This is a genomic window from Mycobacterium decipiens (assembly GCF_963853665.1).
Lineage (GTDB): Bacteria > Actinomycetota > Actinomycetes > Mycobacteriales > Mycobacteriaceae > Mycobacterium > Mycobacterium decipiens.
In genome coordinates this window covers 2,240,851-2,266,999 of the sequence record NZ_OY970459.1, presented here as the reverse complement: position 1 = coordinate 2,266,999, position 26,149 = coordinate 2,240,851, and the positions used below count along the sequence as shown (strand labels likewise).

Annotated in this window: 15 protein-coding genes and 1 pseudogene; 10 read left to right on the top strand and 6 right to left on the bottom strand. The window is 62.8% G+C overall.

Annotated features, from left to right (window positions below):
• Positions 1–20 precede the first annotated feature (20 nt).
• The 4 genes from AADZ55_RS10255 (at position 21) to AADZ55_RS10240 (ending at position 11,353) form a co-directional block, all read left to right on the top strand.
• A complete protein-coding gene (locus AADZ55_RS10255) occupies positions 21–1,478 on the top strand; it encodes a condensation domain-containing protein (protein WP_165759433.1) in 1,458 nt (485 codons plus the stop codon).
• Between the two features lie 567 nt (positions 1,479–2,045).
• Positions 2,046–8,339 carry a sulfolipid-1 biosynthesis phthioceranic/hydroxyphthioceranic acid synthase gene (pks2, locus tag AADZ55_RS10250; protein WP_085326506.1) on the top strand — a complete coding sequence of 2,098 codons (6,294 nt, stop codon included), beginning with the start codon at positions 2,046–2,048 and terminating at the stop codon, positions 8,337–8,339.
• Between the two features lie 7 nt (positions 8,340–8,346).
• Positions 8,347–9,843 carry a condensation domain-containing protein gene (locus AADZ55_RS10245; RefSeq protein WP_165759435.1) on the top strand — a complete coding sequence of 499 codons (1,497 nt, stop codon included), beginning with the start codon at positions 8,347–8,349 and terminating at the stop codon, positions 9,841–9,843.
• Between the two features lie 214 nt (positions 9,844–10,057).
• Positions 10,058–11,353 carry a glycosyltransferase gene (locus AADZ55_RS10240; protein ID WP_085326507.1) on the top strand — a complete coding sequence of 432 codons (1,296 nt, stop codon included), beginning with the start codon at positions 10,058–10,060 and terminating at the stop codon, positions 11,351–11,353.
• A 12-nt stretch (positions 11,354–11,365) separates the two neighbouring features.
• On the opposite strand, the gene AADZ55_RS10235 is transcribed toward AADZ55_RS10240, so the two are convergent.
• Genes AADZ55_RS10235 through AADZ55_RS10225 form a run of 3 tightly spaced genes read right to left on the bottom strand, consistent with a single transcriptional unit; the run spans position 11,366 to position 14,021 of the window.
• On the bottom strand, positions 11,366–12,160 hold the full coding sequence (locus tag AADZ55_RS10235; RefSeq protein WP_242670250.1) for a glycosyltransferase family 2 protein: 795 nt from the start codon (positions 12,158–12,160) through the stop codon (positions 11,366–11,368).
• 59 nt (positions 12,161–12,219) lie between these two features.
• Positions 12,220–13,230, bottom strand: a complete 1,011-nt coding sequence (locus AADZ55_RS10230; protein WP_085326533.1) for a glycosyltransferase family 2 protein — start codon at positions 13,228–13,230, stop codon at positions 12,220–12,222.
• Between the two features lie 47 nt (positions 13,231–13,277).
• Complete coding sequence (locus tag AADZ55_RS10225; RefSeq protein WP_085326508.1) at positions 13,278–14,021, bottom strand: GAP family protein; 744 nt, start codon at positions 14,019–14,021, stop codon at positions 13,278–13,280.
• 289 nt (positions 14,022–14,310) lie between these two features.
• On the opposite strand from AADZ55_RS10225, the pseudogene AADZ55_RS10220 reads away from it, so the two are divergent.
• The 4 genes and pseudogenes from AADZ55_RS10220 to AADZ55_RS10205 all read left to right on the top strand — a co-directional run.
• Positions 14,311–14,496: pseudogene (locus AADZ55_RS10220) on the top strand (GDP-mannose 4,6-dehydratase); the annotation flags it as partial.
• A gap of 89 nt (positions 14,497–14,585) precedes the next feature.
• Positions 14,586–15,554: a GDP-L-fucose synthase family protein gene (locus AADZ55_RS10215; RefSeq protein WP_085326534.1), complete on the top strand. Its 969-nt coding sequence runs from the start codon at positions 14,586–14,588 to the stop codon at positions 15,552–15,554.
• A 91-nt stretch (positions 15,555–15,645) separates the two neighbouring features.
• Entirely contained in the window at positions 15,646–16,392 is a 747-nt protein-coding gene (locus AADZ55_RS10210) for a glycosyltransferase family 2 protein (protein WP_085326510.1), read from the top strand.
• Positions 16,393–16,660: 268 nt separating this feature from the next.
• A complete protein-coding gene (locus tag AADZ55_RS10205; protein WP_085326511.1) occupies positions 16,661–20,287 on the top strand; it encodes an RND family transporter in 3,627 nt (1,208 codons plus the stop codon).
• A gap of 25 nt (positions 20,288–20,312) precedes the next feature.
• Here the strand turns inward: AADZ55_RS10205 and AADZ55_RS10200 are convergent, their stop codons facing one another.
• Complete coding sequence (locus AADZ55_RS10200; RefSeq protein WP_085326512.1) at positions 20,313–22,064, bottom strand: AMP-binding protein; 1,752 nt, start codon at positions 22,062–22,064, stop codon at positions 20,313–20,315.
• Between the two features lie 163 nt (positions 22,065–22,227).
• Here AADZ55_RS10200 and AADZ55_RS10195 point away from each other — a divergent pair, with 163 nt between their 5' ends.
• Together AADZ55_RS10195 and gmd are read left to right on the top strand one after the other, a co-directional pair.
• Positions 22,228–23,544 (top strand): hypothetical protein, encoded by a 1,317-nt coding sequence (locus tag AADZ55_RS10195; protein WP_085326513.1) that lies wholly within the window; start codon positions 22,228–22,230, stop codon positions 23,542–23,544.
• 117 nt (positions 23,545–23,661) lie between these two features.
• Complete coding sequence (gene gmd / locus AADZ55_RS10190; RefSeq protein WP_085326535.1) at positions 23,662–24,684, top strand: GDP-mannose 4,6-dehydratase; 1,023 nt, start codon at positions 23,662–23,664, stop codon at positions 24,682–24,684.
• Positions 24,685–24,720: 36 nt separating this feature from the next.
• Here the strand turns inward: gmd and AADZ55_RS10185 are convergent, their stop codons facing one another.
• Both AADZ55_RS10185 and AADZ55_RS10180 read right to left on the bottom strand, forming a co-directional pair.
• The gene (locus AADZ55_RS10185; RefSeq protein ID WP_085326514.1) at positions 24,721–25,632 is read right to left on the bottom strand and encodes a glycosyltransferase family 2 protein; all 912 of its coding nucleotides are present in this window, start codon (positions 25,630–25,632) and stop codon (positions 24,721–24,723) included.
• On the bottom strand, positions 25,629–26,141 hold the full coding sequence (locus tag AADZ55_RS10180; RefSeq protein WP_242670213.1) for a GtrA family protein: 513 nt from the start codon (positions 26,139–26,141) through the stop codon (positions 25,629–25,631). The genes AADZ55_RS10185 and AADZ55_RS10180 overlap by 4 nt, the downstream gene beginning before the upstream one ends.
• Between the last annotated feature and the right edge of the window lie 8 nt (positions 26,142–26,149).

Genomic DNA, 26,149 nt, shown 5'->3' with positions numbered 1-26,149 from the left:
CTGAATCTTAAGGAGCGACATTGGTTGTCTTGGGCCACGTAGGTCTGGCGACCGTCGGCGACTGGGTCCCTGCCCCTGGTTCGGTCTGGCTTTGGCGCGCCTCACCAGCTGCGCTCCACAAGGCGCGAAATGCACCAATAAGTGCAGTGCCGCCAAGTTATATCCAAGCCCGGCACCTGCTTGGCTATCGCGACCAAGCTGCGCGCGGCCTCGACATGTCCCGGCTCGTGGTGGCCGCCTTGGACATCGGCGGTCAATGCGACATCCGGGCGATGACGTACGTCATCAACACGCACCTGCGCAGACACGACACGTACCACAGCTGGTTCGAATTCACCGATACTGCGCACATCGTTCGGCACATGATCAACGATCCGGCCGCCATCGAAATGATTCCGGTTGAACATGGCGAGATGACGCCAAAACAGTGGCAAGACTACATATTGGCTACGCCGAGTCCACTGCAGTGGGATTGCTTCAGGTTCGCCATCATTCAGCGAGACGACCACTTCACCGTCTGCATCAGTATTGATCATCTCCATGTTGACGCGACGTTCATCAGTGCCCTGTTCTGGGAGATTCACGGGATGTACCACGCCCTGATCGACGGTGACGGCCCGAGCCCCCTGCCGGACGTCGGCAGCTATGCGGACTATTGCCTGCGCGAGCGCGCCTACACCTGCGGGTTGACGCTCAAGTCCCCAGAGATACGGCAATGGATTGAATTCTTCGAAAGCAACGACGGGGCTCTGCCGTCGTTCCCGTTGCCGTTGGGTGACACGTCGCTGGTCGCCACGGGTGAATTGCTTTCGCTGCAACTGATGGACGCCCGCCAGAGCGCCCGATTCGAGGCGGCCTGCACCAGCGCCGGCGCCCGGTTCAGCGGTGGCGTGTTCGCATGCGCTGCCCTCACCGAACATGAACTCACCGGCTCGAATACCTATTACGCCGTAACTCCCACCAGCACTCGTAACGCGCCGTCGGAATTGATGACCACCGGATGGTTCATCGGCCACATACCGTTCACCGTCGCAGTCGGCTCGTCCTTCGCCGAGACCGCCCGGGGCGCCCAGATCTCCTTCGATCAGAGCACCCATTTGGCCAAAGTGCCGTTCGAGCGCGTGTTGGAACTGGCGCCCTGGCTCACCAGGCCCCCTTTGCGCGGCGGCTTTCCCATGCTGTCGTTCCTCGATGCCGGCGTGCCTCCGCTGTCAGCGGTCATCGCACTGCAGCTGGACCGAATGAACGTCAGGGTATTCAGCGACGGCAGGATCAGCGCGCGAGTGTGCATGTGGGTCAACAAGTTCCACGAGGAGACCACCGTCACGGCGTCGTTCCCGAGCAATCCGATTGCCCATGGCTCGGTCGCGCGGTACCTGCAGACAATGAAATCGGTGTACCTGCGCATCGCCGAAGGCAGATCGAGCGATATCGTCCTCCCGCCCCTGGGCGCCCAGCTTCAGGGGCAACGGCCTTGAGCGCATCCAGCGAAACCTGCCGGTAATATTTCCGATTTCGAGGATTTCGGGGCACCAATTGGCTTAACCTGAGCATCGGAGTTCGGGTAGCCTCCCACACTTCGGCAATCCGTCTTCCGCGGCTAGGCAATTTGGGTGGTACGGAGCCCGGCTGGCAACCTAAGCCAGTCCGGCACGGGCGGTCGTCCACCATCACATATTGGCGGCGAGCCAGGGAAAGGCGACATGGGACAGCGAGGCGCACAGCGTCTCGCGAACTACACCCTACACTGGCGCATTATCCCCATACGCAGGTACTTCGCTATTGACTGATGAATCAGTCATAGATCCGAGGACGGCCTGGTATTGACGCCAGCGCCAGGAACTTTTTTTGTACGTCCGAACGATTTTTCCACATGTATGAGTGCAACCGGCTACGCTGCTGATCACGCCAATGAACTAAAAAGTTGGCTTGAAGTGTGGGGGTCAGTGGGTGCGTCTGATGCTGCGGTTCTGTCAGCCCGGACCGAAGTTTGACGATACGCAGCTGACAAAGGTTTGAAGCACGGGGTAAGGAGCGAAACGGACGTGGATAAGACACGTGTTGTGCCGGTTGCCGTCATTGGTATGGCGTGCCGGCTGCCGGGGGGCATTGACTCGCCTGACCTGTTGTGGGATGCGTTGCTGCGGGGGGACGATCTTGTCACCGAGGTTCCCCCCGACCGCTGGGACATCGACGAGTACTACGACCCCGAACCCGGTGTGCCTGGACGGTCCATTTGTAAGTGGGGCGCGTTCATGGAGAACATCGGCGACTTCGATCCGGAGTTCTTCGGAATCCCTGAAACAGAAGCCACTGCAATGGACCCGCAGCACCGCTTGCTGCTGGAAACCTCCTGGGAGGCCATGGAACACGCGGGGCTGACTCCGCAGCAGATGGGGGGCTCGCTAACCGGTGTGTTCATCGGATTGAACCACGGCGACTACCAGTTCGTGCATGCCGACGCGCATACATTCGAGGGGCCGTACGGCAATACCGGCACCAACTCCTGCATGGCGTCGGGGCGGATCGCGTACGCGCTCAAGGTCCACGGTCCCGCGGTCACGGTCGACACCGCATGCTCTTCTGGTTTGTTTGCTGCCCACCTCGCCTGTCGCAGCCTGAATGACGGCGAAAGTGACCTGGCGTTCGCGGGCGGTGTCTACGCAATGCTGGAACCACGCAGGTTCGCCTCGGGGTCGGCATCGGGCATGCTGTCGCCGACCGGACGCTGCCATGCGTTCGACGAGGCCGCCGACGGTTTCGTGTCCGGCGAGGGCGCTGCCGTGCTGTTACTCAAGCGGCTGCCCGATGCGCTGGCCGACGGTGACCGGATTCTCGCGGTGATCCGCGGCACCGCCGCCAACCAGGACGGCCACACCGTCAATATCGTGACACCGTCGGCAGACGCGCAAGCCACGGTTTACCGCGCGGCGCTGGCGGCGGCCGACGTGGACCCGGCCACCGTCGGCGTGGTCGAGGCGCACGGCACCGGCACCCCAGTGGGTGACCCCATCGAATACGCCAGCCTGGCCGAGGTATACGGCAACGACGGCCCCTGCGTGCTCGGATCGGTGAAGACCAATTTCGGACACACCCAGTCCGCCGCCGGAGCGTTAGGGCTAATGAAGGCGGTCCTCGCCCTACAGCACGGCGTGGTCCCGCAGAATCTGCACTTCACCGGCCTGCCCGACAAGCTCGCCGAGATTGACACTGAACTGTTTGTGCCGCAAGAGATTACGCCGTGGCCCACGAGCGATCACGACGCGCCCCGGCGGGCGGCGGTGTCGTCCTACGGCATCTCGGGAACCAATGTGCACGCCATTCTCGAACAAGCTCCCGCGCCCGCCGACGGTTCCGGCGCGCCGGCCAGTCCCGGTGTGGACGGGGCGCTGCTGTTTCCGCTGTCGGCGAGCTCGCAGGACGCACTGCGCCAATCCGCCGAGCGGCTGGCCGATTGGGTCGACGCACAAGAACCCGGCCTCGCGCCAGCCGATCTGGCCTACACGCTGGCCCGCCGGCGCGGGTACCGGCCGGTGCGCAGCGCCGTGCTGGCCAGCACCGCCACCGAGCTGACCGAGGCGCTACGCGAGGTCGCCCACGGCGAGACGCCTTATCCGCCGGCGGTCGGCCGGGACGACCGCGGACCGGTCTGGGTGTTCTCTGGGCAGGGTTCGCAGTGGGCAACCATGGGCACCGACCTGTTGGCCAACGAGCCGGTGTTCGCCGCGACGGTCGCCGAGATCGAGCCGCTGGTCGCCGCGGAGTCCGGCTTCTCGGTGACCGAGGCGATGACCGCACCGCAGGTGGTGACCGGCATCGACCGGGTGCAGCCGACCCTGTTCACCATGCAGGTCGCGCTGGCGGCCACGATGAAGTCCTATGGCGTGGCCCCCGGCGCGGTGATCGGCCACTCACTGGGTGAATCCGCGGCCGCGGTGGTCGCCGGAGCGTTGTCCCTAGCCGACGGGGTGCGCGTCATCTGCCGCCGCTCCAAGCTGATGACCCGCATCGCCGGTTCCGGTGCCATGGCCTCGGTGGAACTACCTGCCCAGCAAGTACTTTCGGAGTTGATGGCACGCGGGGTCAACGACGCCGTGGTCGCTGTGGTGGCCTCGCCGCAGTCCACCGTGATCGGCGGGGCGACCCAGACCGTGCGCGATCTGGTGGCCGCCTGGGAAGAGCGCGACGTGATGGCCCGGGAAGTGGCCGTCGACGTGGCCTCCCACTCCCCGCAGGTGGACCCGATTCTCGATGAGCTGGCCGAGCTGCTCGCCGAGATCAGCCCACTGGAATCGAAGATCCCCTACTACTCGGCGACCTTGTTTGACCCGCGCGAGGAGCCATACTGCGACGCCTACTACTGGGTGGACAACCTACGCCACACGGTGCGCTTCGCCGCCGCGGTGCAGGCAGCACTCGAGGACGGCTACCGCGTCTTCACCGAGCTAAGCCCACACCCATTGCTGACCCACGCCATCGATCAGACCGCGCGCAGCCTCGACATGTCAGCGGCTGCGCTGGCCGGCATGCGCCGTGAGCAACCTCTGCCGCACGGGCTGCGCGGACTGGTCGGCGACCTATACGCCGCGGGCGCCGCGGTGGACTTCTCAGTGCTCTACCCCGATGGGCGGCTGATCGAGGCGCCGCTGCCCGCGTGGAACCACCGCCGCCTGCTTATCGACGACACTACGGATCGGCTCGCACGCGCCAATACCGTCGCCGTCCATCCGTTGTTGGGCTCCCATGTACGGCTGCCCGAGGAGCCGGAGCGACACGTTTGGCAGGGTGAGGTCGGAACCGTGGCGCTGCCCTGGCTGGCCGATCACCAGATCCACAGTGCGGCCGCCTTTCCGGGGGCTGCCTACTGCGAAATGGCGTTGGCCGCGGCGCGCACCGTTCTCGGCGAGGCGTCCGAAGTTCGCGATATCCGGTTTGAGCAGATGCTGCTGCTCGATGAAGAAACCCCCGTCGCCGCCACCGCGACGGTGGAGGCACCCGGGGTGGTCCCATTCGTGGTGGAGACCAACCAGGATGGAGAGCGGTCGCGGCGGGCCTCGGCCATGCTGCATGCCGCAGCGGATGACGATCAGCCAGCCGTGCAGGACATAGCGGGCCTGCTGGCGCTGCACCCGAACCCCGCGGCAGGCGATGACCTTCGGCAAGGGTTCGACGTGCGCGGTATTCAGTACGGTCCGGCTTTCACCGGCCTGGCGACCGCACACACCGCCCAGGAAACTGGCGGCACCACGGTGCTGGCCGAAGTCGCGGTGCCGGGCTCGATCCGCTCCCAACAGGGTGCCTATGGGGTGCATCCGGCCCTGCTGGACGCGTGTTTCCAGTCAGTGGCCGCGCACCCCAGTGTCCGCAATGCCAACGAAAATATGGCGGGCGGTCTGTTACTGCCGTTGGGTGTGCGCCGGATCCGTGCTTACGGCCCGGCTCGCCACGCCCATTACTGCTACACGACGGTGACCGGGTGCGGCTCGGGCATCGAAGCCGACCTCGACGTGTTGGACGAGCACGGCACCGTGCTGCTGTCGGTGCGCGGCCTGCGGATGGGCACCGGCGTGTCCCAGAGCAGCGAACGTGACCGTGTCCTGGGCGAGCGGTTGCTGACCATCGAATGGCAACAGCGCGAGCTGGCGGAGAAAGGTCACGAAGAGCCGGGGAGGTGGCTGTTGATCAGCACCTCCGATGCCGCGGACCTAGTGGCTACCGAGTTGACCGACGCGCTGAAACTGCACGACGCGCAATGCACGACAATGTCCTGGCTCCATGACGCCGACCATGCGGCACAGGCCGCACGGCTGCGCGACCAGTTCGAAGCCGGCGGGTTCACCGGTGTGGTGGTGCTCACCTCCCCGCAAAACGGTAACCCCGATCGGGAGTCTCCCGCCCGCGGCGGGCAGTACGTCAAGCATGTGGTGCGCATCGCCCGCGAACTCCCAGAAATCGTGGGCCAAGCGCCCCGCCTATATGTCGTGACCAGAAACGCCCAGACGGTGCTGGCCGACGACCGCGCCAACCTTGAACAGGGCGGGCTGCGTGGACTGCTGCGGGTGATCAGCGCCGAGCACCCGCACTTGAAGGTCACCTACATCGATGTCGACGAGCAGACCGGCACCGAGCAGGTCGCGCGCCAACTGCTGCTGGCCGAGTCCGGAGAAGATGAGACGGCCTGGCGCAACGACGAGTGGTACACCGCGCGATTGTGCCCGGCTCCGCTACGCCCCGAGGAGCGCCAGACCACCATCGTCGACCACGAGCACCACGGCGTGCGTTTGCAAATCCGTACACCCGGTGACCTGCAAACTTTGGAATTCACCGCATTCGACCGGGTCCCACCGGGGCCGGGCGAGATCGAGGTTGCGGTCAACGCGTCCAGCATTAACTTCGCCGATGTGCTGGTCACCTTCGGCCGCTACCAGACCCTTGACGGGCGCCAGCCACAGCTGGGCACCGATTTCGCCGGCGTGGTGACCGCGGTCGGACCCGACGTCACCGACCACAAGGTCGGCGACCATGTCGGCGGAATGTCCCCCAACGGGTGCTGGAGCACATTCGTCACGTGTGATGCCCGTCTGGCCGCCACCTTGCCAGCGGGCCTGACCGATGCCCAGGCCGCCGCGGTGACCACCGCCTCGGCCACCGCTTGGTACGGCCTGCAGGAGCTGGCCCGGATCAAGACCGGTGACAAAGTACTGATCCACTCCGGCACAGGTGGGGTGGGTCAGGCGGCGATTGCGATCGCACGTGCCGCCGGAGCCGAGATCTACGCCACCGCCGGCAGCGAGACGCGTCGGCAACTGTTGCGCGACATGGGAATCGAGCATGTCTACGACTCACGCAGCGTGGAATTCGCCGAACAGATCCGCCGTGACACCGACGGCTACGGCGTCGACATCGTGCTCAACTCCGTGTTCGGTGCCGCGCAACTGGCCGGGATCAAACTGCTAAGCCTGGGTGGACGTTTCATCGAGATCGGCAAACGCGATATCTACGGCGATACCAAGCTCGGACTCTTCCCGTTCCGGCAGAACCTCGCGTTCTACGGTGTGGACCTCGGCTTGCTGTCGGTGAGTCATCCCGCTGCGGTCCGCGAGTTGTGCAACACCGTGTACCGGTTGACCGCCGAGGGCGTACTGCCCATGCCCGAAAGCACGCACTACCCGCTGGCCGACGCGGCTACCGCGATCCGGGTGATGGGTGCGGCCGAACACACCGGCAAGCTCATCCTCGATGTGCCCCACGCCGGGCGCAGCAGCGTGGTGATGCCCCCGGCCCAGGCCCGCGTCTTCCGCGGCGACGGTTCCTACATCATTACCGGCGGGCTCGGTGGGCTGGGATTATTCCTGGCCGAGAAGATGGCCAGCGCCGGTGCCGGACGCATCGTGCTCAGCTCGCGCTCGGCGCCGAGTCAAAAAGCGCTGGAGACCATCGAACTCGTGCGCGCCATTGGCTCCGACGTGGTGGTCGAGTGCGGCGATATCGCTGAGGTCGGCACCGCCGAGAAATTAGTGGCCGCGGCCACCGCGACCGGGCTGCCGTTGCGGGGTGTACTGCACGCGGCCGCAGTGGTCGAGGACGCGACGTTGGCCAACATCACCGAAGAACTCATCGAGCGTGACTGGGCGCCCAAGGTATACGGCGCCTGGCATCTCCACCAGGCCACCGCCGACCAGCCGCTGGACTGGTTCTGCTCATTCTCCTCGGCGGCGGCCCTGGTGGGCTCACCAGGTCAGGGTGCCTATGCCGCGGCCAACAGCTGGCTGGACGCCTTTACCCAATGGCGCCGAACCCAGGGTCTTCCGGCCACCTCGATCGCCTGGGGAGCCTGGGCCGAGATCGGCCGCGCGACAACGTTTGCCGAAGAGGCCGGCGACGCGATCAATCCCGAGGAAGGCGCCTACGCCTTCGAGGCGCTGCTGCGCCACAATCGCGCCTACACCGGCTACGCCCCGGTGATCGGATCACCGTGGTTGACGGCCTTTGCCCAGCGCAGCCCGTTCGGGGAAATGTTCCAATCGCTGGGACAAAGCCGTTCGGGCACAAGCAAGTTCCTCGCTGAGCTAGACGAAATGGACCAGAACGAGTGGCCATCCCGGCTCCGCCGCATGATCTCCGAACAGGTCGGCCTGATTCTGCGACGCACCGTCGATACCGACCGTCCGCTCTCCGAGTTCGGCCTCGACTCCCTGGGGAACCTCGAACTGCGCACCCACATTGAAGCCGAGACCAAGATACGCATTACCACATCCGACATCACCACCATCCGGGGTTTGGCGGACCACCTTTACGACAAATTGACATCAAAAGCCAACATTGCAGCACCTTCGTGAGGTAGGAATGGACCTAAGCGCCTACGGCGCCCGCAGCGGCCGGAATCGAGGAGGGACCGTGATCATAGGTGGGGGCTCGGCGGACGTCAGTCTCGGCGTCGGAACGGTTTATGACTGGGAGCCTGGTCCTGGCCCAGTCGTGACCTGGCAGCCCACACCTTCGTCTCTCGCGAAAGCTCGGCAAGCGCCGGTAGTGCCTGCGCCACCCAGCTCCATGCAAGCCGGCCATTTGCGAGGCTATGTCGAATTCGGGGATCGGGGGCTTGATTATTCACGGGTGGTCATGGGCTCGTGGGACATACCCGGTAAGTGCGACATCCGTGCCATGACTCACGTCATTAACGGGCACCTTCGCCGCCACGAAACGTACCGCAGTTGGTTCGAGTACAAGGACGCCCAGACCATCCTCCGACACAAAATAGCCAACCCCCGCGACATCCAGTTCGTCCCGGTTCAGTATGGCGAGTTGACGCAGGCCGAATGGCGGGATCTGATCCTATCTACTCCGAGTCCACTGGAGTGGGATTGCTTCAAGTTTGGCCTAATTCAGCGCGAGGACCATTTCGCCTTCTTTGCGTTTGTCGATCATCTCCACTGCGACCCGGCGTTGATTACCGGTCTGTACGTAGAGGTTTTGACGAACTATCAAGCGCTGGTGGCGGGCAAACCGCCCGTTGCCCTGCCACCCACGGCCAGTCATGAGGAATTCTGCACGCAGGAGCGGGCGTACGCGGAAACCATGACCCTGGATTCCCCCGAGGTCCGCAAATGGATTGAGTTCGCCGAGAACAACGGTGGAGGCATGCCGGACTTCCCGTTACCGCTGGGTGATCAATCGATTCCGTGCGGCGGCGACATCATGGTCGTGCCTCTGATGGATCCAGACCAAACGGCCCATTTCGAATCCGCCTGCATCTCAGCGGGTGCCCGATTTAGCGGTGGCCTGTTCGCCTGCACAGCACTGGCGCACCATGAATTGACCGGCCAGGAAACGTACTACGGACTTACACCAATCGATAGGCGCAAATCACCCGCTGAGTACATGACGATGGGTTGGTTCACCGGAATCGTGCCGTTTACCGTTCCCATTGACCCGAGCTCTTTCGAAGAGACCGCCCGTGCCACTCAAGCGTCATTCGACGAGAATATAGACCTCGCGAATGTGCCCTACGATCGGGTGCTGGAATTGGCGCCTTGGCTGAAGAGGTACGGGCCGCAGTTCACCATGATGAACTACATGGATGCAGGTCTACCCCCGCTTTCGGCGGTCGTCGCTACCGCATTAAAAGGAGCGAATGCAACGGCCTACAATGACGGCCGAAGCCCGGCATACTTGTACATGTCGGTAATCCGTCTCTTCGACGAGGTGTCGCTGATGATTTCCTTCCCGAACAATCCCATTGCCCGGGAGTCTGCGACCCGTTATGGAGAGGTCATCAGCTCAATATTTAGCCGCGTGGCGGCGGGCCGGTACGCAGCTTCACCAGTTCGCGTATCCAGCTAAAATTGACGAGCTCTACTTCCTGGGCGGAAGTCATCATGACTCGGCTGCATGATCCCCGCGTCAGGGCCTTCGGGGTGGGCTTAGACGCGGCGCCTCGCGCCCGGCGCGCCGGCGCTTCTTCAGCTCGGATCGCATCGAGGCAGTTTCTCGGAATCGCTGATGCGAAGTGGACGCGCCAGTCCGTGCATCCAAATCGAAAGGCCTGGTTTCGCAGATGAAATGTGTCTTGGCAGTCCATGGAACTCGCGGGGACGTCGAGCCCTGCGCCGCAGTCGCTCAGGAGCTGCAGCGGCGCGGGCACGAGGTCCGCATGGCGGTCCCACCCAACCTGCTCGGGTTCGTCGAATCGGTCGGGTTTACCGCAGCTCCTTATGGCCCCGACTCCCTGGCGCAACTGGACGAGGATATCTTCCGTAACTTCTGGCGGGTTCGAAATCCGGTCAGGCTGGTGCACGAGGGCGCGGAGTACCTAACCCGGGGCTGGTCGGACATGAGCACCACATTGACCTCACTGGCCGACGGGGCGGACCTGATCGTGACGGGCCAGACCTACCAGGGAGTCGTCGTCAACGTCGCGGAGTACTACGACATTCCAATGGCCGCACTGCACTACTTCCCGCACCGGGTCAACGGCCAGCTTGTTCCCTATTTGCCTGCGCCAGCGATTCGCTCCACGATGAGACTGCTTGACTGGATCTATTGGCGGATGTGCAAGGACGCTGAAAACACGCAACGCCGTCAATTGGGCCTGCCGGAGACAGCCGTCTCCTCGACGCGCCGGATCGCCGAAGGATCTCTAGAGATTCAGGCCTACGACCAGAAGGTCTACTTTCCAGGTCTGGCACAGGAATGGGGCGGTCGACGGCCGTTTGTTGGGGCGCTGACTATGGAGTTGCCAACGGAGTCCGACGATGAGATTGCATCATGGATTGCCACGGGAACACCGCCGATTTACTTCGGCTTTGGCAGCATGCGGATCGAATCCCTCTCCGACACAGTCGCCATGATCAGCGATGTCTGCGCACAGTTGGGCGAGCGCGCCCTGATCTGCTCAGGGGTAAGTGATCTCCCCGAGGAGACCACGCTGGACAACGTTAAGGTTGTCCGCGCGGTGAACCACTCATCCGTCTTTCCCGAGTGCCGCGCGGTCGTACATCACGGCGGCCCGGGCACCCTGGCCGCCGGTATGCGAGCCGGGGTCCCCACATTGGTGCTCTGGATCGGGGCTGAACAACCAATCTGGGCTGCTCAAGTCAGACGACTCAAGGTGGGCTTGGCCCGGCGCTTCGCGGCCGCCAGTCGAAAATCACTCGTCAAAGATTTGCACACCATCCTCAGCCCCAAGTACGTTATCCGCGCCCGTCAGGTCGCCAGCCAGATGACCAAATCTGCCGACAGCCGAATCGCCACGGCCGACCTGTTGGAGGACACTGTCCGCCAGCATCGTTCTCGCTCGCGCGCATCGGGAGCTGCCCGCGCACATAGCGGAAGTCACCTTCGCCGCATCTAAAACCTTGAGACTTCAGTCCTTTGGCAGGCCCATCATGTGGTCAAGCGGAAACCGTTTGTGCCACTTGCGGTTATGCGCCGCGCCTATCTCCCGCATGATTGCGAGGGTTGCGGCCCAGCCATGCAACCTTCGCAGCCCCTGGAGCATTGCCAAATTTGCGCCTAGCTCATACCGCCAGCGGCCAAAGTGCGCGTTGGCAGTCTTGCGTCCGAAGTGGTTGATATAGGCCATCTCCGTTGTATAGAGGCCGTAACCAGCGTCGCGAGCACGTAGCGCAAGATCGAGATCGATTCCCCAACCGTAGCGGTTGAAATTCTCTAGATCCAACCCGCCGGTATCCTGCCAGCAATCGCGGGACAGCATGAGTGCCGTTCCCTCCACAGCGGGCACTACGCGAAACTGCGCTTGCGGATTGTACTCCGCCGCTTCTGGTTTCGGGTCAGCCTCCGCATACGGGAATCCGTGATCGATCATCGTCCCCACGATTCCCGCGTCAGCGGGTAGGCGCGAGTCGAGCAGGGCGGTGACGAAGCCCATTGAGATACGGGTGTCGTTGTTGAGCGTCATTGCGTGCGAGTAGCCCTCGGAGAACGCAGTTTGAAACCCGTATTGGCTGCCGCCGGCCCAGCCGAGATTTGCGCCGGGTGTGGTAACCCGTTCGTTGCCGATCTTCGGATAGTCACCGCGGTTGTCGACGATCAAATACTCGGCACCTTCGCGCTCCAAATCAGCTACCAGCGCGTGCGTGTACTCGTGCTGCCCGAATACCGGCACCGCAATCAGTAACGACATGAGCCCACGGTACACCGGCAATACCTGCGTCGAGAGCCGTTCCAGACGTGGGACACTCGCCAGCGCCGGCACGCCTATTCAAAGTTCGAACCGCCCGCTGGCAGCAGCGCCGCGGTGAGCGTTAACCTGCCTTTGCATAGGCGTCGAGCATGCCCGAACTCGCGGACGGGAGCCAGGGCAAGTGTCTTTATCCGCAACCACCGCTGCGGGCCGAACACCGCGGCCTCGACGGGCAGCGCCAGCCAGGCGGGGAGCCACCACATCCCCGCGATGACCCGAGTTACGGCGGGTGACGCCGGATCCACGATCAGCCAAGTGAGAATGCGCAGTTGATCAAGCCAGTAGCGCCGCGTCCTCCTTATTTGTGTCGTCTCGGTCGCCGCAGTGTGACTGCGCACCGACAGTTCTTGTGGAACAAAACGGACGGCGCATCGCAGCATCAAGCGCAACCACAGGTCCAGGTCAACAAGTTGATAGATATCGTTGCGAAACCCCCCCGTGTCCAACGCCAGTCTGTGCCGAAACATCACGCAGGTCGGTTCGCCTATCCAGTTGCCGTTCGCGCCTCGCAGCACCATCTGGGTGACGAGAGACGGTCCGTAGTTGTGTTCTCGAAGCTTCCGGAAGTGGGTGTGGACGGTGCCATACCGCCTCTTAAACTTGGGGTCGTCACTTATCACGCGCCGGGGCGCGAAAGCCATTCCGACTGTCGGATCGTCAAAACATCCAGCAAGCGCCTGCAACGCTCCCGGAAGCAACCAGTCGTCTCCGTGCACAAACTGGATGCACCTACCACGGGCGAGCTCGAGACACTTGTTGTGATTTCGGTTGAGGCCCACTCGAGACTCGTTGCGTATCAGCCGGTCTCCGGGTCTGAGCATTGTTGCCGCAATCGCGGAACTCTCGTCCGACGAATCGTCGTCAACAACAAGTATCTCGAAGTCGACACCTTCCTGATCCAACACGCTGCGCAGGCACCGCTCGATCGTCGCGCTGTTGTTGTACGTCGGTATACACACCGAGACAGTTGGGCTCACCGGCACTCCGTCAAGACCTCCGCCGGTCAACGATGACTGACGACACATTGCGGCGCTGAAATCTACTCGACGGTCGTCGGCCATCGTCGAGCGGCTCAGAGCCTCCCAATACCTTGAACCACCCACGCAATCCCCACCACGATGAGCACCGTCTGGGTGATCTGCGGGCGATGGGCACGGACCCAGCGATCCAACTGCATCACCACCGCTTCGGCTTTGCGTGGCACCGCCAAGTAGGCGACCAGCGAAATCTCTACGACAGCAAGCAACAGCAGAGTGAATGCAACGAAAGCGCTGAACTGCACACCAACAGGAGCTCCCGATGCCATGATGGCGGTGAGCACTATCAGGCACTCGGCAGGGGGCGTTGCCGATCCAAGCCCGGCTGCGAACGCTCCCCAAATAAGCCCCCGGTCCAACATGTCCTGGAGGTTGGACATCAGCCGCGCGAGCGGGTTTGGTCTCGACGGCTGCGGCGCCAGGGCCGGCGCACCGCCACTGTGTACCGCTACCCGTGCCTGATGGCGCGCCCTCAGGACAGCTGCGACTAGCAGCGCAAGCACACCCAGGGTGATCTGGAGACGCCCGGCCGCGAGGATCGCAACCGAGGATTGCGCACTTTCGAACGCGGACGCAGCATCTTCGAGAAGTCCCAAAGCGACCTCGCGCAGCAGTAGCAGCACGGCCGTGGCGACACCGATGCCCGCCGTGATACCGCCAAGCCAGAAAGCGAGCAAGTTGGCCACTGGGCGAGGTCGCGACAACAGGAGCGCCGTAAGGCCAAAGCGCAGCGGGTCAAGCGAATTTCCAATACCGAAAAACAACACTGCTACCCACACGCTGCGTACGCTACCCTGCTACGGCGACGCTCGGGGCGGTATCGAAAGATTCGGTCTGCAGAACTCTGACCAGCTATAACGAGCCGAAAGCCGGTCCGTCACGCAGCCGAAATTCGCTGCATCTGCGCGAGCTGACGCGCACCCTTTCGGCCACTGGTAGAGCGGCTCCCCAACCTGGTAGCGAACCTAGTAGGCGGACTCATCAGGGTTTCAATCTACTATCAAGCTGACGGCGCGGCGGCGTCGTCGTGACCTGACCAGGAACGGACATCCGCGATGGGATACCAGAATGCGGTGCCGGATATGCACCGGCAGAAATAGGAACCCAGTGAAGCGATCGCGGCTAACCGAACTCACCGGACAGGACGGCTCATATCTCGCAGAACTGCTGCTAAACAAGGGATATGCGGTCCACGGGCTTACCCGTCGAGCTGCGACGTTCAACACGTCGCGAATCGATCACCTGTGCGTCGAAGGGATGTGGCGGATGCTGCGGGTGCGCGAAGCCAAGCATGCCGATGCGCCGAGGGGCGCCGAGCCGCGAGCTCAAAAATGAGCCCGGAAATGAGCATGGGCAAATCCGTCGGTGCCCTGGACCGCACCGCCCCGGTGTTTATCGCCGGGCACCGCGGGCTGGTCGGGTCCGCCCTGCTACGCAAGTTCCAGGAAACCGGATTCACCAACCTTCTGGTGCGGTCACGCGGCGAACTCGATCTGACCGATCGCGCGGCCACGTTGGACTTCGTTCTCGGGACAAGACCTCAGGTGGTCATCGACGCGGCGGCCCGAGTCGGCGGCATCATGGCCAACAACACCTATCCCGCTGATTTTCTCTCCGAGAACCTCCAGATACAGGTAAACCTGCTCGATGCGGCCGTCGCGGCACGGGTACCGCGGCTGCTGTTCCTCGGCTCGTCCTGCATATACCCAAAACTCAGCCCCCAGCCCATCCGCGAGAGCGCACTGCTCACCGGCCCGCTGGAGCCGACGAACGATGCCTATGCGATCGCCAAGATCGCCGGAATCCTTCAGGTGCAGGCGGTTAGGCGGCAATTTGGGCTGCCGTGGATCTCGGCGATGCCCACCAACCTGTACGGACCGGGTGACAACTTCTCCCCGTCGGGCTCGCATCTACTGCCAGCACTTATCCGCAGGTATGAAGAAGCCAAAGCCAGCGGCACACAGGAGGTGACGAACTGGGGCACCGGATCGCCCCGGCGTGAGCTACTCCATGTCGATGATCTGGCAAGTGCCTGCCTGTACTTGCTGGAGCACTTCGACGGGCCGAATCAGGTCAACGTGGGTACCGGCGTCGACCACACCATCAGCGAGATCGCCGACATGGTGGCCGAGGCGGTGGGCTACAGCGGCCAGACCCGCTGGGACCCGAGCAAACCGGACGGAACACCACGCAAACTGTTGGACGTTTCGGTGTTGCGGGAGGCGGGCTGGCGGCCTGAAATCCCGTTGCGCGACGGCATCGAGTCAACGGTGGCCTGGTATCGCGCGAACACCGCCGCGGTAAGGCGCTGAATTGAATTTGTCGCACCGCGCTCATGATGTCGTGCTTCGCACCGGCACCAACTCGCATGGCATGTTCTTCCGTGAGGACGACTGACCGGAAATGCCTGCGGCGCCGTTATTCTCGATCGTGATCCCCACCTTCAACGTCGCCTCGACGCTGCGTTCCTGCCTGGACAGCATCACCGGCCAGACTCACCGGGACTTCGAGCTGGTCATGGTTGACGGCGGCTCGACGGACCGAACGCCTGATATCGCCAACCGCTACGCCCCCAGCCTCGGCAAGCGGCTGGTCATCCATTGCGGCCCCGACGAGGGCCCGTACGACGCGATGAACCACGGCGTAAGGCTGGCCTCCGGGACATGGGTGCTCTTCCTGGGTGCCGACGACACCCTGTATGAGCCGGACGTCCTAGGCCAGGTGGCCAGCTTCATCGCCGAACACCAGCCCAGCGATCTGGTATACGGCGATGTGATCATGCGCTCAAAACGGTCCCGTTACGCCGGCGCCTTCGACGTCGACCGCCTGCTCTTCGAGCAAAACATCTGCCACCAGGCAATCTTCTACCGCCGTGAGCTCTTCGCCAGCATCGGCCCCTACAACCTGCGCTACCGCCTGTGGGCCGACTGGGACTTCAATATCCGCTGCTTCTCCAACCCGGCGCTGGTCACCCGCTACATGGACATCGTCGTTGCGAACTACAACGACACAAGCGGGCTCAGCATGAAAGAGGACGAGGAGTTCAAAAAGCGACTCCCGCGATTCGTCGGGGCGTCGGCCTTGGAAGTGTGTCGTCGGAAGCTGCCCGGGAGGCGCAACGTGGTCGCCGGACGCAGTGGCGGCAGCTGAGGATCGCCGGAGCTGGCTGCCCGCGGCATCGGCGACGGGTCGTGCGCACCGCCCGTTGCGCGACGCCTTCGCCAAAATCGGCAACAGATTTGAACACTGAAAATGCGCACATCCAGAACTCCTCCAGCCGCTCCCACAAAAGGCCCGTGACCTGCCAATTCATTGGGCGACTGGGAATCCCCCCGCGCAAAGTAACGGCAACATCACGGTAAATAAGGGAATTGCGATTTCCCCACGGAAGGCATGGTTTGGCTTATAAGGTTGTGCAGTGTCACGGCGGACAACCGGTCATGACGAAGCTAAACCCGGGGGGCTCTTCGACCGGGTAGGCGATTTCGTCGTACGGTGGCCACTCGCGGTCATCGGATGCTGGATCGCGGTGGCGGCCGCTCTTACACTCCTACTCCCACCCCTGCAGGTGCAAGCCGCAAAGCGCGAGCAGGCTCCCCTGCCTCCCGACGCCCCGGTGATGGTCCTGCAAAGGGAGATGAGCAAGGCTTTCGAGGAAAAGGGCCCGGGCGGTGGCGGTGGTGGCGGCAAGAAGGGCGGAAGCGGCTCTCTCCTGATGGTTGTCTTGACCAACGAGAATGGGCTGGGACCCGCAGACGAGGAGGTCTACCGCAAACTAATCGGCAACCTGCGGCAAAGCACGCAGGATCAAATATCGGTACAGGACTTCCTCAGCGCGCCGCCCATGAAGGAGATCTTGGCCAGCAAGGACAACAAGGCCTGGATCGTACCGATAAACCTCCCCGGCGACGCGGCTGCCCCCGAGACCCAAACGACGTTCAAACACATCGTTGAGATTGTCAAGGAGACCGTTGCGGGAACTAGCCTGACGGCCAACCTCAGCGGACCGGTGGCCACGGTCGCCGACCTGCAGGAACTCGGTGAGGCGGATGTAAAGGTCATCGAGATCGGCACCGCGGTCAGCGTGTTGATCATCCTGATCCTCGTCTATCGGAACCTGATCACCATGTTGGTGCCGCTGATCACGATCGGCACCTCGGTGGTGTCCGCGCAGGGCTTCTTGTCCGCGCTGGCCGAACTGGGCCTGGCCATCAACATGCAGAGCATTATCTTTATGAGTGCGGTAATGATCGGCGCCGGAACAGATTACGCCGTTTTCCTGATCAGCCGCTACCACGACTATGTGCGGCACGGCAACAGTTCGGACCAAGCCGTCAAGAAAGCGTTGATGTCCATCGGCAAGGTCATCGCCGCGTCGGCGGCCACCGTAGCGGTGACCTTTCTGGCGATGGTGTTCACCAAACTGGAAGTGTTTTCGTCGGTCGGTCCGGCGATCTCGGTCTCGATCATGGTGTCGTTGTTGGCCGCGGTCACCCTGCTGCCCGCCATCCTGGTGCTCGCCGGACGACGTGGCTGGGTCAAGCCGCGACGCGACCTCACCACACGGTTCTGGCGGCGTTCCGGAGTCCGCATTGTCCGCCGGCCCAAGATCCATCTGGTCGGCAGTGTCATTGTGCTTATCGTGCTGGCCAGCTGCGCTGGCTTCATCCGGTTCAATTACGACGACCTCAAGACGGTTCCGCAAGACGTGGACAGCGCCAAAGGGTATACGGCGATGAACCGCCATTTCCCGATGAACGCGATGACTCCGATGGTGCTCTTCATCAAATCTCCCCGCGACTTGCGGACACCGAGCGCCCTCGCCGACATCGAGATGATGTCCCGCCGGATAGCCGAAATGCCCGACATTGTGATGGTGCGCGGCTTAACTCGGCCGAACGGGGAGCCGCTGAAGGAGACCAAGGTCTCGTATCAGGCGGGTGAAGTCGGCAGCAAACTCGACGAAGCGTCCTCAGCCATCGAGGATCATGGCGGTGACCTAGACCAGCTGGCCGGCGGTGCGCACCAGTTGGCCGACGCCCTCGCCCAGGTGCGAAACGAAGTCAATGGGGCCGTCTCCAGCACCAGCGGGCTAGTCAACACCCTGCAGGCCATGGTGGCCCTGATGGGTGGGGACAAGACAATCCAACAACTCGACAATGCGTCCCAGTTTGTCGGACGGATGCGGGCGCTCGGCAACGATCTGGGCGGGACCATCGCCTACGCCGAACAGACTGCCGTCTGGGCCAACCCGATGGTGAAGGCCCTCAATTCCAGCCCGGTCTGCAACAAGGACCCCGCCTGCCGGAGTTCACGCGCCGAGTTGGCGGCGTTGGTCCAAGCACAAAACAATGGACTTCTTAAGTCGATCGCTGCACTGGCTGTCACGCTTCAACAGACGAAGGAATACCAGACGCTCGCCCAGACGGTGAACCAATTGGATCAGCAACTCAAGCAAATCGTCAACGGCCTCAAAGCGGTCAACGGCCTTCCCACCAAGTTGGCTCAACTGCAACAAGGCGCCAATGCCCTTGCCGAGGGCAGCGCAGCATTGGCCGAAGGCGTGCAGCAATTGGTCGATCAGACCAAAAAGATGGGCTCGGGACTCAACGAGGCCTCCGACTTCCTGTTGGGGATGAAGCATGACGCGGAGAAGCCGTCGATGGCGGGCTTCAACATTCCGCCGCAGTTTATGACGAGAGATGAGTTCAAGAAGGGCGCCCAGATTTTCCTCTCGCCCGACGGGCATGCCGCGCGATACTTCGTGCAGAGCGCGCTCAATCCGTTCACCACCGAGGCGATGGATCAGGTCAACGAGATTGTCCGTATCGCGGAGTCCGCTCGACCGAATACCGAACTTGCGGAAGCGACGATAGGTGTTGCAGGAATTCCTACTGGGCTTCGGGATACTCGCGACTATTACAATAACGACATCAAATTCATCGTCATTGCGACGGTCCTCATTGTTTTCCTGATCCTGGTCCTTCTGTTGCGCGCAATCGTCGCGCCCATCTACTTAATCGGTTCGGTGCTCGTGTCCTACTTGTCGGCCCTGGGCATTGGCGTCATCTTGTTCCAATTTATATTGGGCCAAGGAATGCATTGGAGTTTGCCCGGACTGTCCTTCATATTGTTGGTTGCGGTCGGCGCCGACTACAACATGCTGCTCATCTCACGGATCCGTGACGAGTCACCGCATGGCGTGCGGGTCGGCGTCATTCGCACAGTGGGCTCCACCGGTGGTGTGATCACGTCGGCGGGTCTCATCTTCGCCGCCTCAATGTTCGGCCTGATGACCGCCAGCATCAACACCATGGCCCAGGCCGGCTTCACCATCGGGATCGGGATTGTGCTCGACACGTTCCTGGTGCGCACCGTTACGGTGCCGGCCTTGACCGCGCTGATCGGCCAGGCCAACTGGTGGCCATCAAAGCTGGGGCAAGACTCAGCGCGGCAGGTCAAGCGGCGCAAGCGGGCACGGAAATCCGACCTGTGGCTAGATCGGGTGAAAGGCATTGGTGGCCGCAAACCCAAGAAGCCGGTGTCCGGCCGGCCGACAACGAAGGTCGCTCGCCCCATCAACGGGCACGCGCGCAAGGACGGCCTGCCCGGCACGATGCCACGCAGCAACGGCAAGCCGCGTAGCGCAACCAACGGCAACAACAAGTACCTGATCGACCATCTCCCCGGACATTCGCTGCCGCTGTTCGGGCTGGCTGAGCTCCCGCCCTACGACGTCCTGGATTGCGTGTCAAAAACCAACGGCAACGGCAAAGTCAATGGCAAAGTCATCGGCAAAGAGCCGGTCGACCATCTCCTCGGCCACTCGCTACCGCTGTTCGGCCTCGGCGGCCTACCTACCTACGACCTGTCGGATGACACGTCGAACCGCAACTGCGACAACCCGATTGACCATTCCGCCGACCCCGCCCTACCAGGGTTCGGCCTGCCGCCACATCAGCCGACAAACGGCAATAGCGAGAGCGACGGCGAACATCCTGTCGAGCACACGGCGCCGTCCTCCGACAAGTCAGTGTTCACCTGATTCCAGACCCGGTGTTTGCCGATGCCTAGACGTCCAAGCGGGTGAACTCGTCCTGACGGTACAGCTGGACACATTGCGCCCGTCGCACCTTGCCGCTTGTGGTAATAGGAATCGAGCCCGGGGACACCAGAACAAGATCCGCCACGCTCAGCCCGTGCGATTTCGATATCGCTGAGGTGACTTCGCGTTTCACCACGCCGAGTCGCTCCGTCGCGTCCGCGTCGGACTCGTCCTTCTTCTTGAGTTCGATGATGGCAACCAGCTTTTCGGCGCCGTCCTGGGGCACGGCGATCGCCGCGCAACGACCTGGAGTGATCGTTTGGATCGTCGCCTCGATGTCGTCCGGAGAATGGTTACGTCCATACACGATCAACAGATCCTTGATGCGACCCATGATGAACAGCTCACCCTCGGAACGGAAGCCCGAATCTCCCGTCCGCAGCCACGGGCCTTCGGGTGTTCCTGCCGAAGGGTTGACAATATTGGCCCCGAACGTGCTGGCCGTCACCTCGGGTTTCCGCCAGTAGCCGGACGCGACGTTCCCGCCGTGCACCCAGATCTCACCGACCGTTCCCTCCGGGCACTCGATCCGGGTGTCGGGATCGACGATGCGCACCGGCTGCGTATCCACCACGCCGTAGCTGACCAGCGGTGTGCCGCTTTCACTTTCGCACCGCTCCGCACGGCCGTCGGGCAGCTTGGCGGAATCGAAATTGACGATTTTTGGTGGTTGACCGGCCTTGCGGGTCGCCACGTACACCGTCGCTTCGGCCATGCCATACGAGGGACGTACCACCGTAGGGTGAAGGTTGAAGGGGGCGAACCGGTCGATAAAGCGCTTCAGGGTCACCGGCTGCACCCGTTCGCTGCCATTGAGGATGCCGTGGACACCGCCGAGGTCGAGCCCGGCCATGTCTTCGTCCTTCGTCTTGCGTGAGGCCAGATCGTAGGCGAAGTTCGGCGCGGCCGAAAATGCGAGAGTGTTGCTCGCCAGCAATTGCATCCATCGCGCGGGCCGCTGCAGGAATCCTATCGGGCTCGTCAGCTTGGCCGGAATGCCCGCCAAGACCGGCAGTATGATTCCTAAAAAGAAACCCATGTCGTGGTAGAAAGGCAGCCACGACACCACAGTGGAGCCCGGTGGAGCAAGCTTTCCGTAGCCGCCATAGTAGCTGGTCATGATTTGTTCGAAATTGGCGAACAAATTCTTATTCGAGACCATGACGCCGGCCGGCGTACGGGTGGACCCTGACGTGTACTGCAAATACAACGTATCCGGCCAGTCGTGGTTGGTGGCGCGCGAACTCGGCGCCGGCCGTCCATTCAGGTCCAGCCGATCAACTTCGATAATTGATGTTGCGCTTTGGCCGGGCTGCGGCTGTACGTACTCGCTGACAATACCGACGACTGAGGACGCCGTGAGAATGATCGCGGGTGACGTATCCGCCAGCACCGAAGTAGTGCGCTCATCGTGGGCACCACCGTACGGAACCGAAAGCGGAACCGCGATGACTCCGGCCTGCAATGAGGCCAGAAAACTAACGATGTAATCCAGTCCTTGCGGTATGAGGATCAATGCCCGGTCACCGGTTGAGCCGCATTCCCTAAGCTGTGCGGCAAGGTTTAGCGTCCGCCGATGTAGCTGCGACCACGTCAGGGTTTCTTCAACACCGTCCCACGACTGGTCGTAATCGATATACGTGAACGCGATGTCATTGGGCTGCAAACTAGCACGCTCGCGAATCACGGTTGGAAGTGAAGATTCAACCACGGCCATCAGACTACCTTCGTTCGAGATGGTTCTAGCCAAGATCCGGAACCCGCCGATTGCGCGCCCGAGGTTCCGGTACGACCAGCGGCTATGCGCCTCCCCCCGAACACCATGAACCCGCCCCAGCGGCTGGAATAATCACCGTACCGTGGACAACCGACTTGCACACATGGATCAAGCGTCATTTCTGGCGCTGCGGACGCTTGGTTACCCGACGCTGGCCCAAGTGACCTGGATTTACCACCGCCCGGTAGACATCGATGCGCTACGTCGCTTCCACGACAATCTTGGATACGGGTTGTTGGGGCGTCGGATCGAACGGTCTCCGCTACCGTTCGCGCGGGATCGGTGGGTGGTGTCGCGGGGGCCCGCGGACGTCGACATCGCTGCGGCGCCGCGGCCACCCGCCGATCTGAACGCGTGGGCCTACGAGCGGGCGTGCCTGCCCATTGACCCGGAGTTGGGGCCCAGCTGGCATCTGGGAGTGCTGCCGCTGCAGAACAACGGGACGGCGGTCAGCTTGGTGGCGTCCCACACCGTCATCGATGGGCTAGGGCTATGCCAGGTGATAGCCGACGCGGCGAAGGGCACAAGGCGCGACCTGGGTTATCCCCTCCCCGGCTCGCGCACGCGGGCGCGAGCTTTGCTCGAGGACGGCCGACAGACCCTGGCGTCGGTGCCCGAGCTGGCGCGGGGGTTGGTCACGCTGGTCCGACTGGCCCAGCGCAGGCGCCAGGATCTCGCCTCGTCGATCACCGCGGCGCCACCCGCCCCGCGGATAGCGGGCGGCGATCAGGTCGTGGCCGTGCCCGCGCTGGCCGCATACATCGACCAGGCCCATTGGGATGCGCGCGCAAAAAGCCTTGGCGGAACCAGCAACTCGCTGGTCGCGGGATTCGCAGCCAGGCTCGGCGTGCGAATGGGGCGCCAGCTTGACGACGGATCGGTCACCCTGGCCTTTCCGGTCGGCGAACGTCTCGAGGACGATACCCGCGGAAACGCCCTGACGTTCGCCTCCATCGCCGTCGACCCCACCCACGCGGCATGGGACCTCGGTGAGATACGCGCCAAGCTCAAGCAAGCACTCGCCGAGCTCGCGGACAACGCCAATGAAATGTTGGCGACACTCCCACTGACCTCGATGACACCGAAATGGGTGGCACGAAGGCTGGTAGGAGTCGGGCTGGGTGCCGCGGACCTGCCGATCGGTTGCTCCAATCTTGGCGAGCTGGACCCCGCGGCGAACCGGCCGGACGGCACCGATGCCGACCATGCGTACGGACGATTGATCGAGCCCGGCATCACGAAGGGCACCCTCGAACGCATCGGCGGGCAGTTGTTCGTCGCTTCGGGCCGGGCCCCCGGACAGATCTTCATCACCGTCGTCGGATACCGTGCCGGCCGGTCAAACTCTCACGATGAGTTGCGCGAACTCGTATCTCGTACCTTTGCCGAATTTGATCTGACGGCACGAATCGACGGCTAGTCAGCCGATTGGCTCGATTCGAGCGTGCTGATTCGCCCGGCCGAGGATGTCCTGTACTTTGAATCCGGGCACAACGGCGGTCTGGCGAACGCGTGCACCGACAGGAGTGAGAACCCAGTGAAGCGAGCGCTCATAACCGGAATCACCGGACAGGACGGCTCCTATCTCGCAGAGCTGCTCTTGAGCAAGGGATACGAGGTCCATGGGCTGATCCGTCGGGCTTCAACGTTCAACACAGCACGGATAGATCACCTCTACGTTGATCCGCACGAACCAGGGGCACGGCTGTTCTTGCACTACGGCGATCTCATCGACGGCACCCGCCTGGTTACGTTGCTCAGCACCATCGAGCCCGACGAGGTGTACAACCTCGCGGCGCAGTCGCACGTGCGCGTCAGCTTCGACGAACCCGTGCACACCGGCGACACCACCGGTATGGGATCCATGCGACTGCTCGAAGCCGTCCGGCTATCCAAGGTGCACTGCCGCTTCTATCAGGCGTCCTCGTCTGAGATGTACGGCGCCTCACCGCCACCCCAGAACGAGCAAACGCCGTTCTATCCCCGGTCACCGTACGGGGCGGCCAAGGTTTACTCCTATTGGGCGACACGCAATTATCGAGAAGCCTACGGATTGTTCGCGGTGAACGGCATCCTGTTCAATCATGAATCACCCCGGCGTGGTGAGACATTCGTGACCCGAAAGATCACGCGGGCTGTGGCACGCATCAAGGCCGGCATCGAGTCTGAGGTCTATTTGGGCAACCTCGATGCGGTGCGCGACTGGGGATATGCACCCGAGTACGTCGAAGGGATGTGGCGGATGCTGCAGGCTCGCGAGCCCGACGACTACGTTCTGGCGACGGGGCGCGGGTACACCGTGCGCGAGTTTGCCCAGACGGCATTCGAACACGCCGGGTTGGACTGGCAGCAGCACGTGCGGTTCGACGAGCGCTACCTGCGCCCCACCGAGGTGGACTCCCTGATCGGTGATGCGACCAAGGCCGCCGAGTCGCTTGGCTGGAAGGCTTCCATACACACCGCCGAACTGGCGCGCATCATGGTGGACGCGGACATCGCGGCCTTGGCGTGCGAGGGCAAGCCGTGGATCGACAAGCCGACGCTCGCCGGTCGGAAATGAGCTCGGACGCATCTGTCGGCATGCCCCGGCGTTTGCCTACGTCATCGGCGCCTGGCCGACACCAATCCCGGTATCCGACGTGTCGGCGCCGCGTGGATCACCGTCGATGGCCACCCGGTAGCGCATCCGGCGACCTAGCCAGCGGTATACGGCACGCCGGGCGACGGCGTTGACGCGGGCCCTCATGCTGCCGACCGCCAGGTCGCGCCGACTGAATAGGCCGGGGTGTGCCGCCGCGAACTCGCGGCTGAAACCGATGGCTTGATCGGCCTGCGCGCGCACCAGCCGCACACTCCATTGGGATTCGCTGACCCGGAACGCAGAAAGGCAGCGTGGTACCGCGACAAGATTCCCATGAAGCAGGACTGCGCAGTAGGTCGCCTCGTCTATGAGATACGGGAAACGACCGTCCCAACCGCCGGCATCCATCAACGCTGCTCGTCTGAACAATACCGCCGCCGGCTCACCGTAAATGTTCGTGCCGGCCCGCACGGTCCGCTTGATCGCCTCGGCGCCGTCAACCTCGCCACACAGCCCGGCCAACCCACGGTTGCGCAGCACCGGTGCACCCGTGGCGTCTATTACGTCCCGGGTACTGGCGGCCATGACCGCCGACGGATGCGCCGCCAACGCTGCCACCTGCTCGGCCAGGCAATCCGGAGAGAGTAGATCGTCACCGCAGACCAGCTTGATGAATTCGCCGGTGGCCAGATCGGTGACGGCATTGAAGTTCGCCGGCGCGCCCCCGCCGGAAGCCAACCGGCTCAAGCGGACCCGGGGGTCAGTGGCAAATCGCTGTAGCGCCTCCCAGGTGCCATCGGTGGAGCTGTGATCGGAGACGACCAGCTCGAAATCGCGAAAGGTCTGCGACAGAATCGACTTCATTGTGGTGTCGATGAAGGCAACACTGTTGTATGCCGGAACGACAATCGACACCTGGGGCGTCACAGCACGGCTTGCCGATGCTCAATTAGGCCGAGCTCAGCGGGGCTGCGGTGAAACGAGAAGCCCCGGTGCGCAAACCAGCTGTACACCACCGTCATGCCGGCGATGGCGACCTGTGACACCAGCACCGGCCAGCCGAACACTTCCACCAAAGCCGGCAGCATGGCGAAATTGAAAGCCAGAGTTGAGAGATTGACCAGCTCGAATCGGGCCAAATCCCGCAACACATGACCCCTTACTCGAAACACAAACCTACGGTAGAGGACGAACGCGCACAGCACCGCACCGATATGCGCGCAGACCAACGCACCCAGATATCCGACAGGTCCCGGGGGAAACAGCCACAGGAACAGTACGAACCAAACCCCTCCGATTCCGGTGTTCATGCCACCGACAATGAGAAAGGCGATCCGCTGATCCCGGATCAAACGAAACAGCGGACCAGGTACCCCGGTCATCCCCGCTGGTGGACGAATCTCCTTGCCGTCACCCGCAAACGCGTCAACAGTCACGACACTCA

Excerpts from the sequence above, each read along its gene's own strand:
- AADZ55_RS10245 (WP_165759435.1), top strand. The coding sequence starts at position 8,347 with ATGGACCTAAGCGCCTACGGCGCCCGCAGCGGCCGGAATCGAGGAGGG.
- AADZ55_RS10240 (WP_085326507.1), top strand. The coding sequence starts at position 10,058 with ATGAAATGTGTCTTGGCAGTCCATGGAACTCGCGGGGACGTCGAGCCC.
- AADZ55_RS10230 (WP_085326533.1), bottom strand. The coding sequence starts at position 13,230 with ATGTGTCGTCAGTCATCGTTGACCGGCGGAGGTCTTGACGGAGTGCCG.
- AADZ55_RS10215 (WP_085326534.1), top strand. The coding sequence starts at position 14,586 with ATGAGCATGGGCAAATCCGTCGGTGCCCTGGACCGCACCGCCCCGGTG.
- AADZ55_RS10210 (WP_085326510.1), top strand. The coding sequence starts at position 15,646 with ATGCCTGCGGCGCCGTTATTCTCGATCGTGATCCCCACCTTCAACGTC.
- AADZ55_RS10200 (WP_085326512.1), bottom strand. The coding sequence starts at position 22,064 with ATGGCCGTGGTTGAATCTTCACTTCCAACCGTGATTCGCGAGCGTGCT.
- AADZ55_RS10195 (WP_085326513.1), top strand. The coding sequence starts at position 22,228 with ATGGATCAAGCGTCATTTCTGGCGCTGCGGACGCTTGGTTACCCGACG.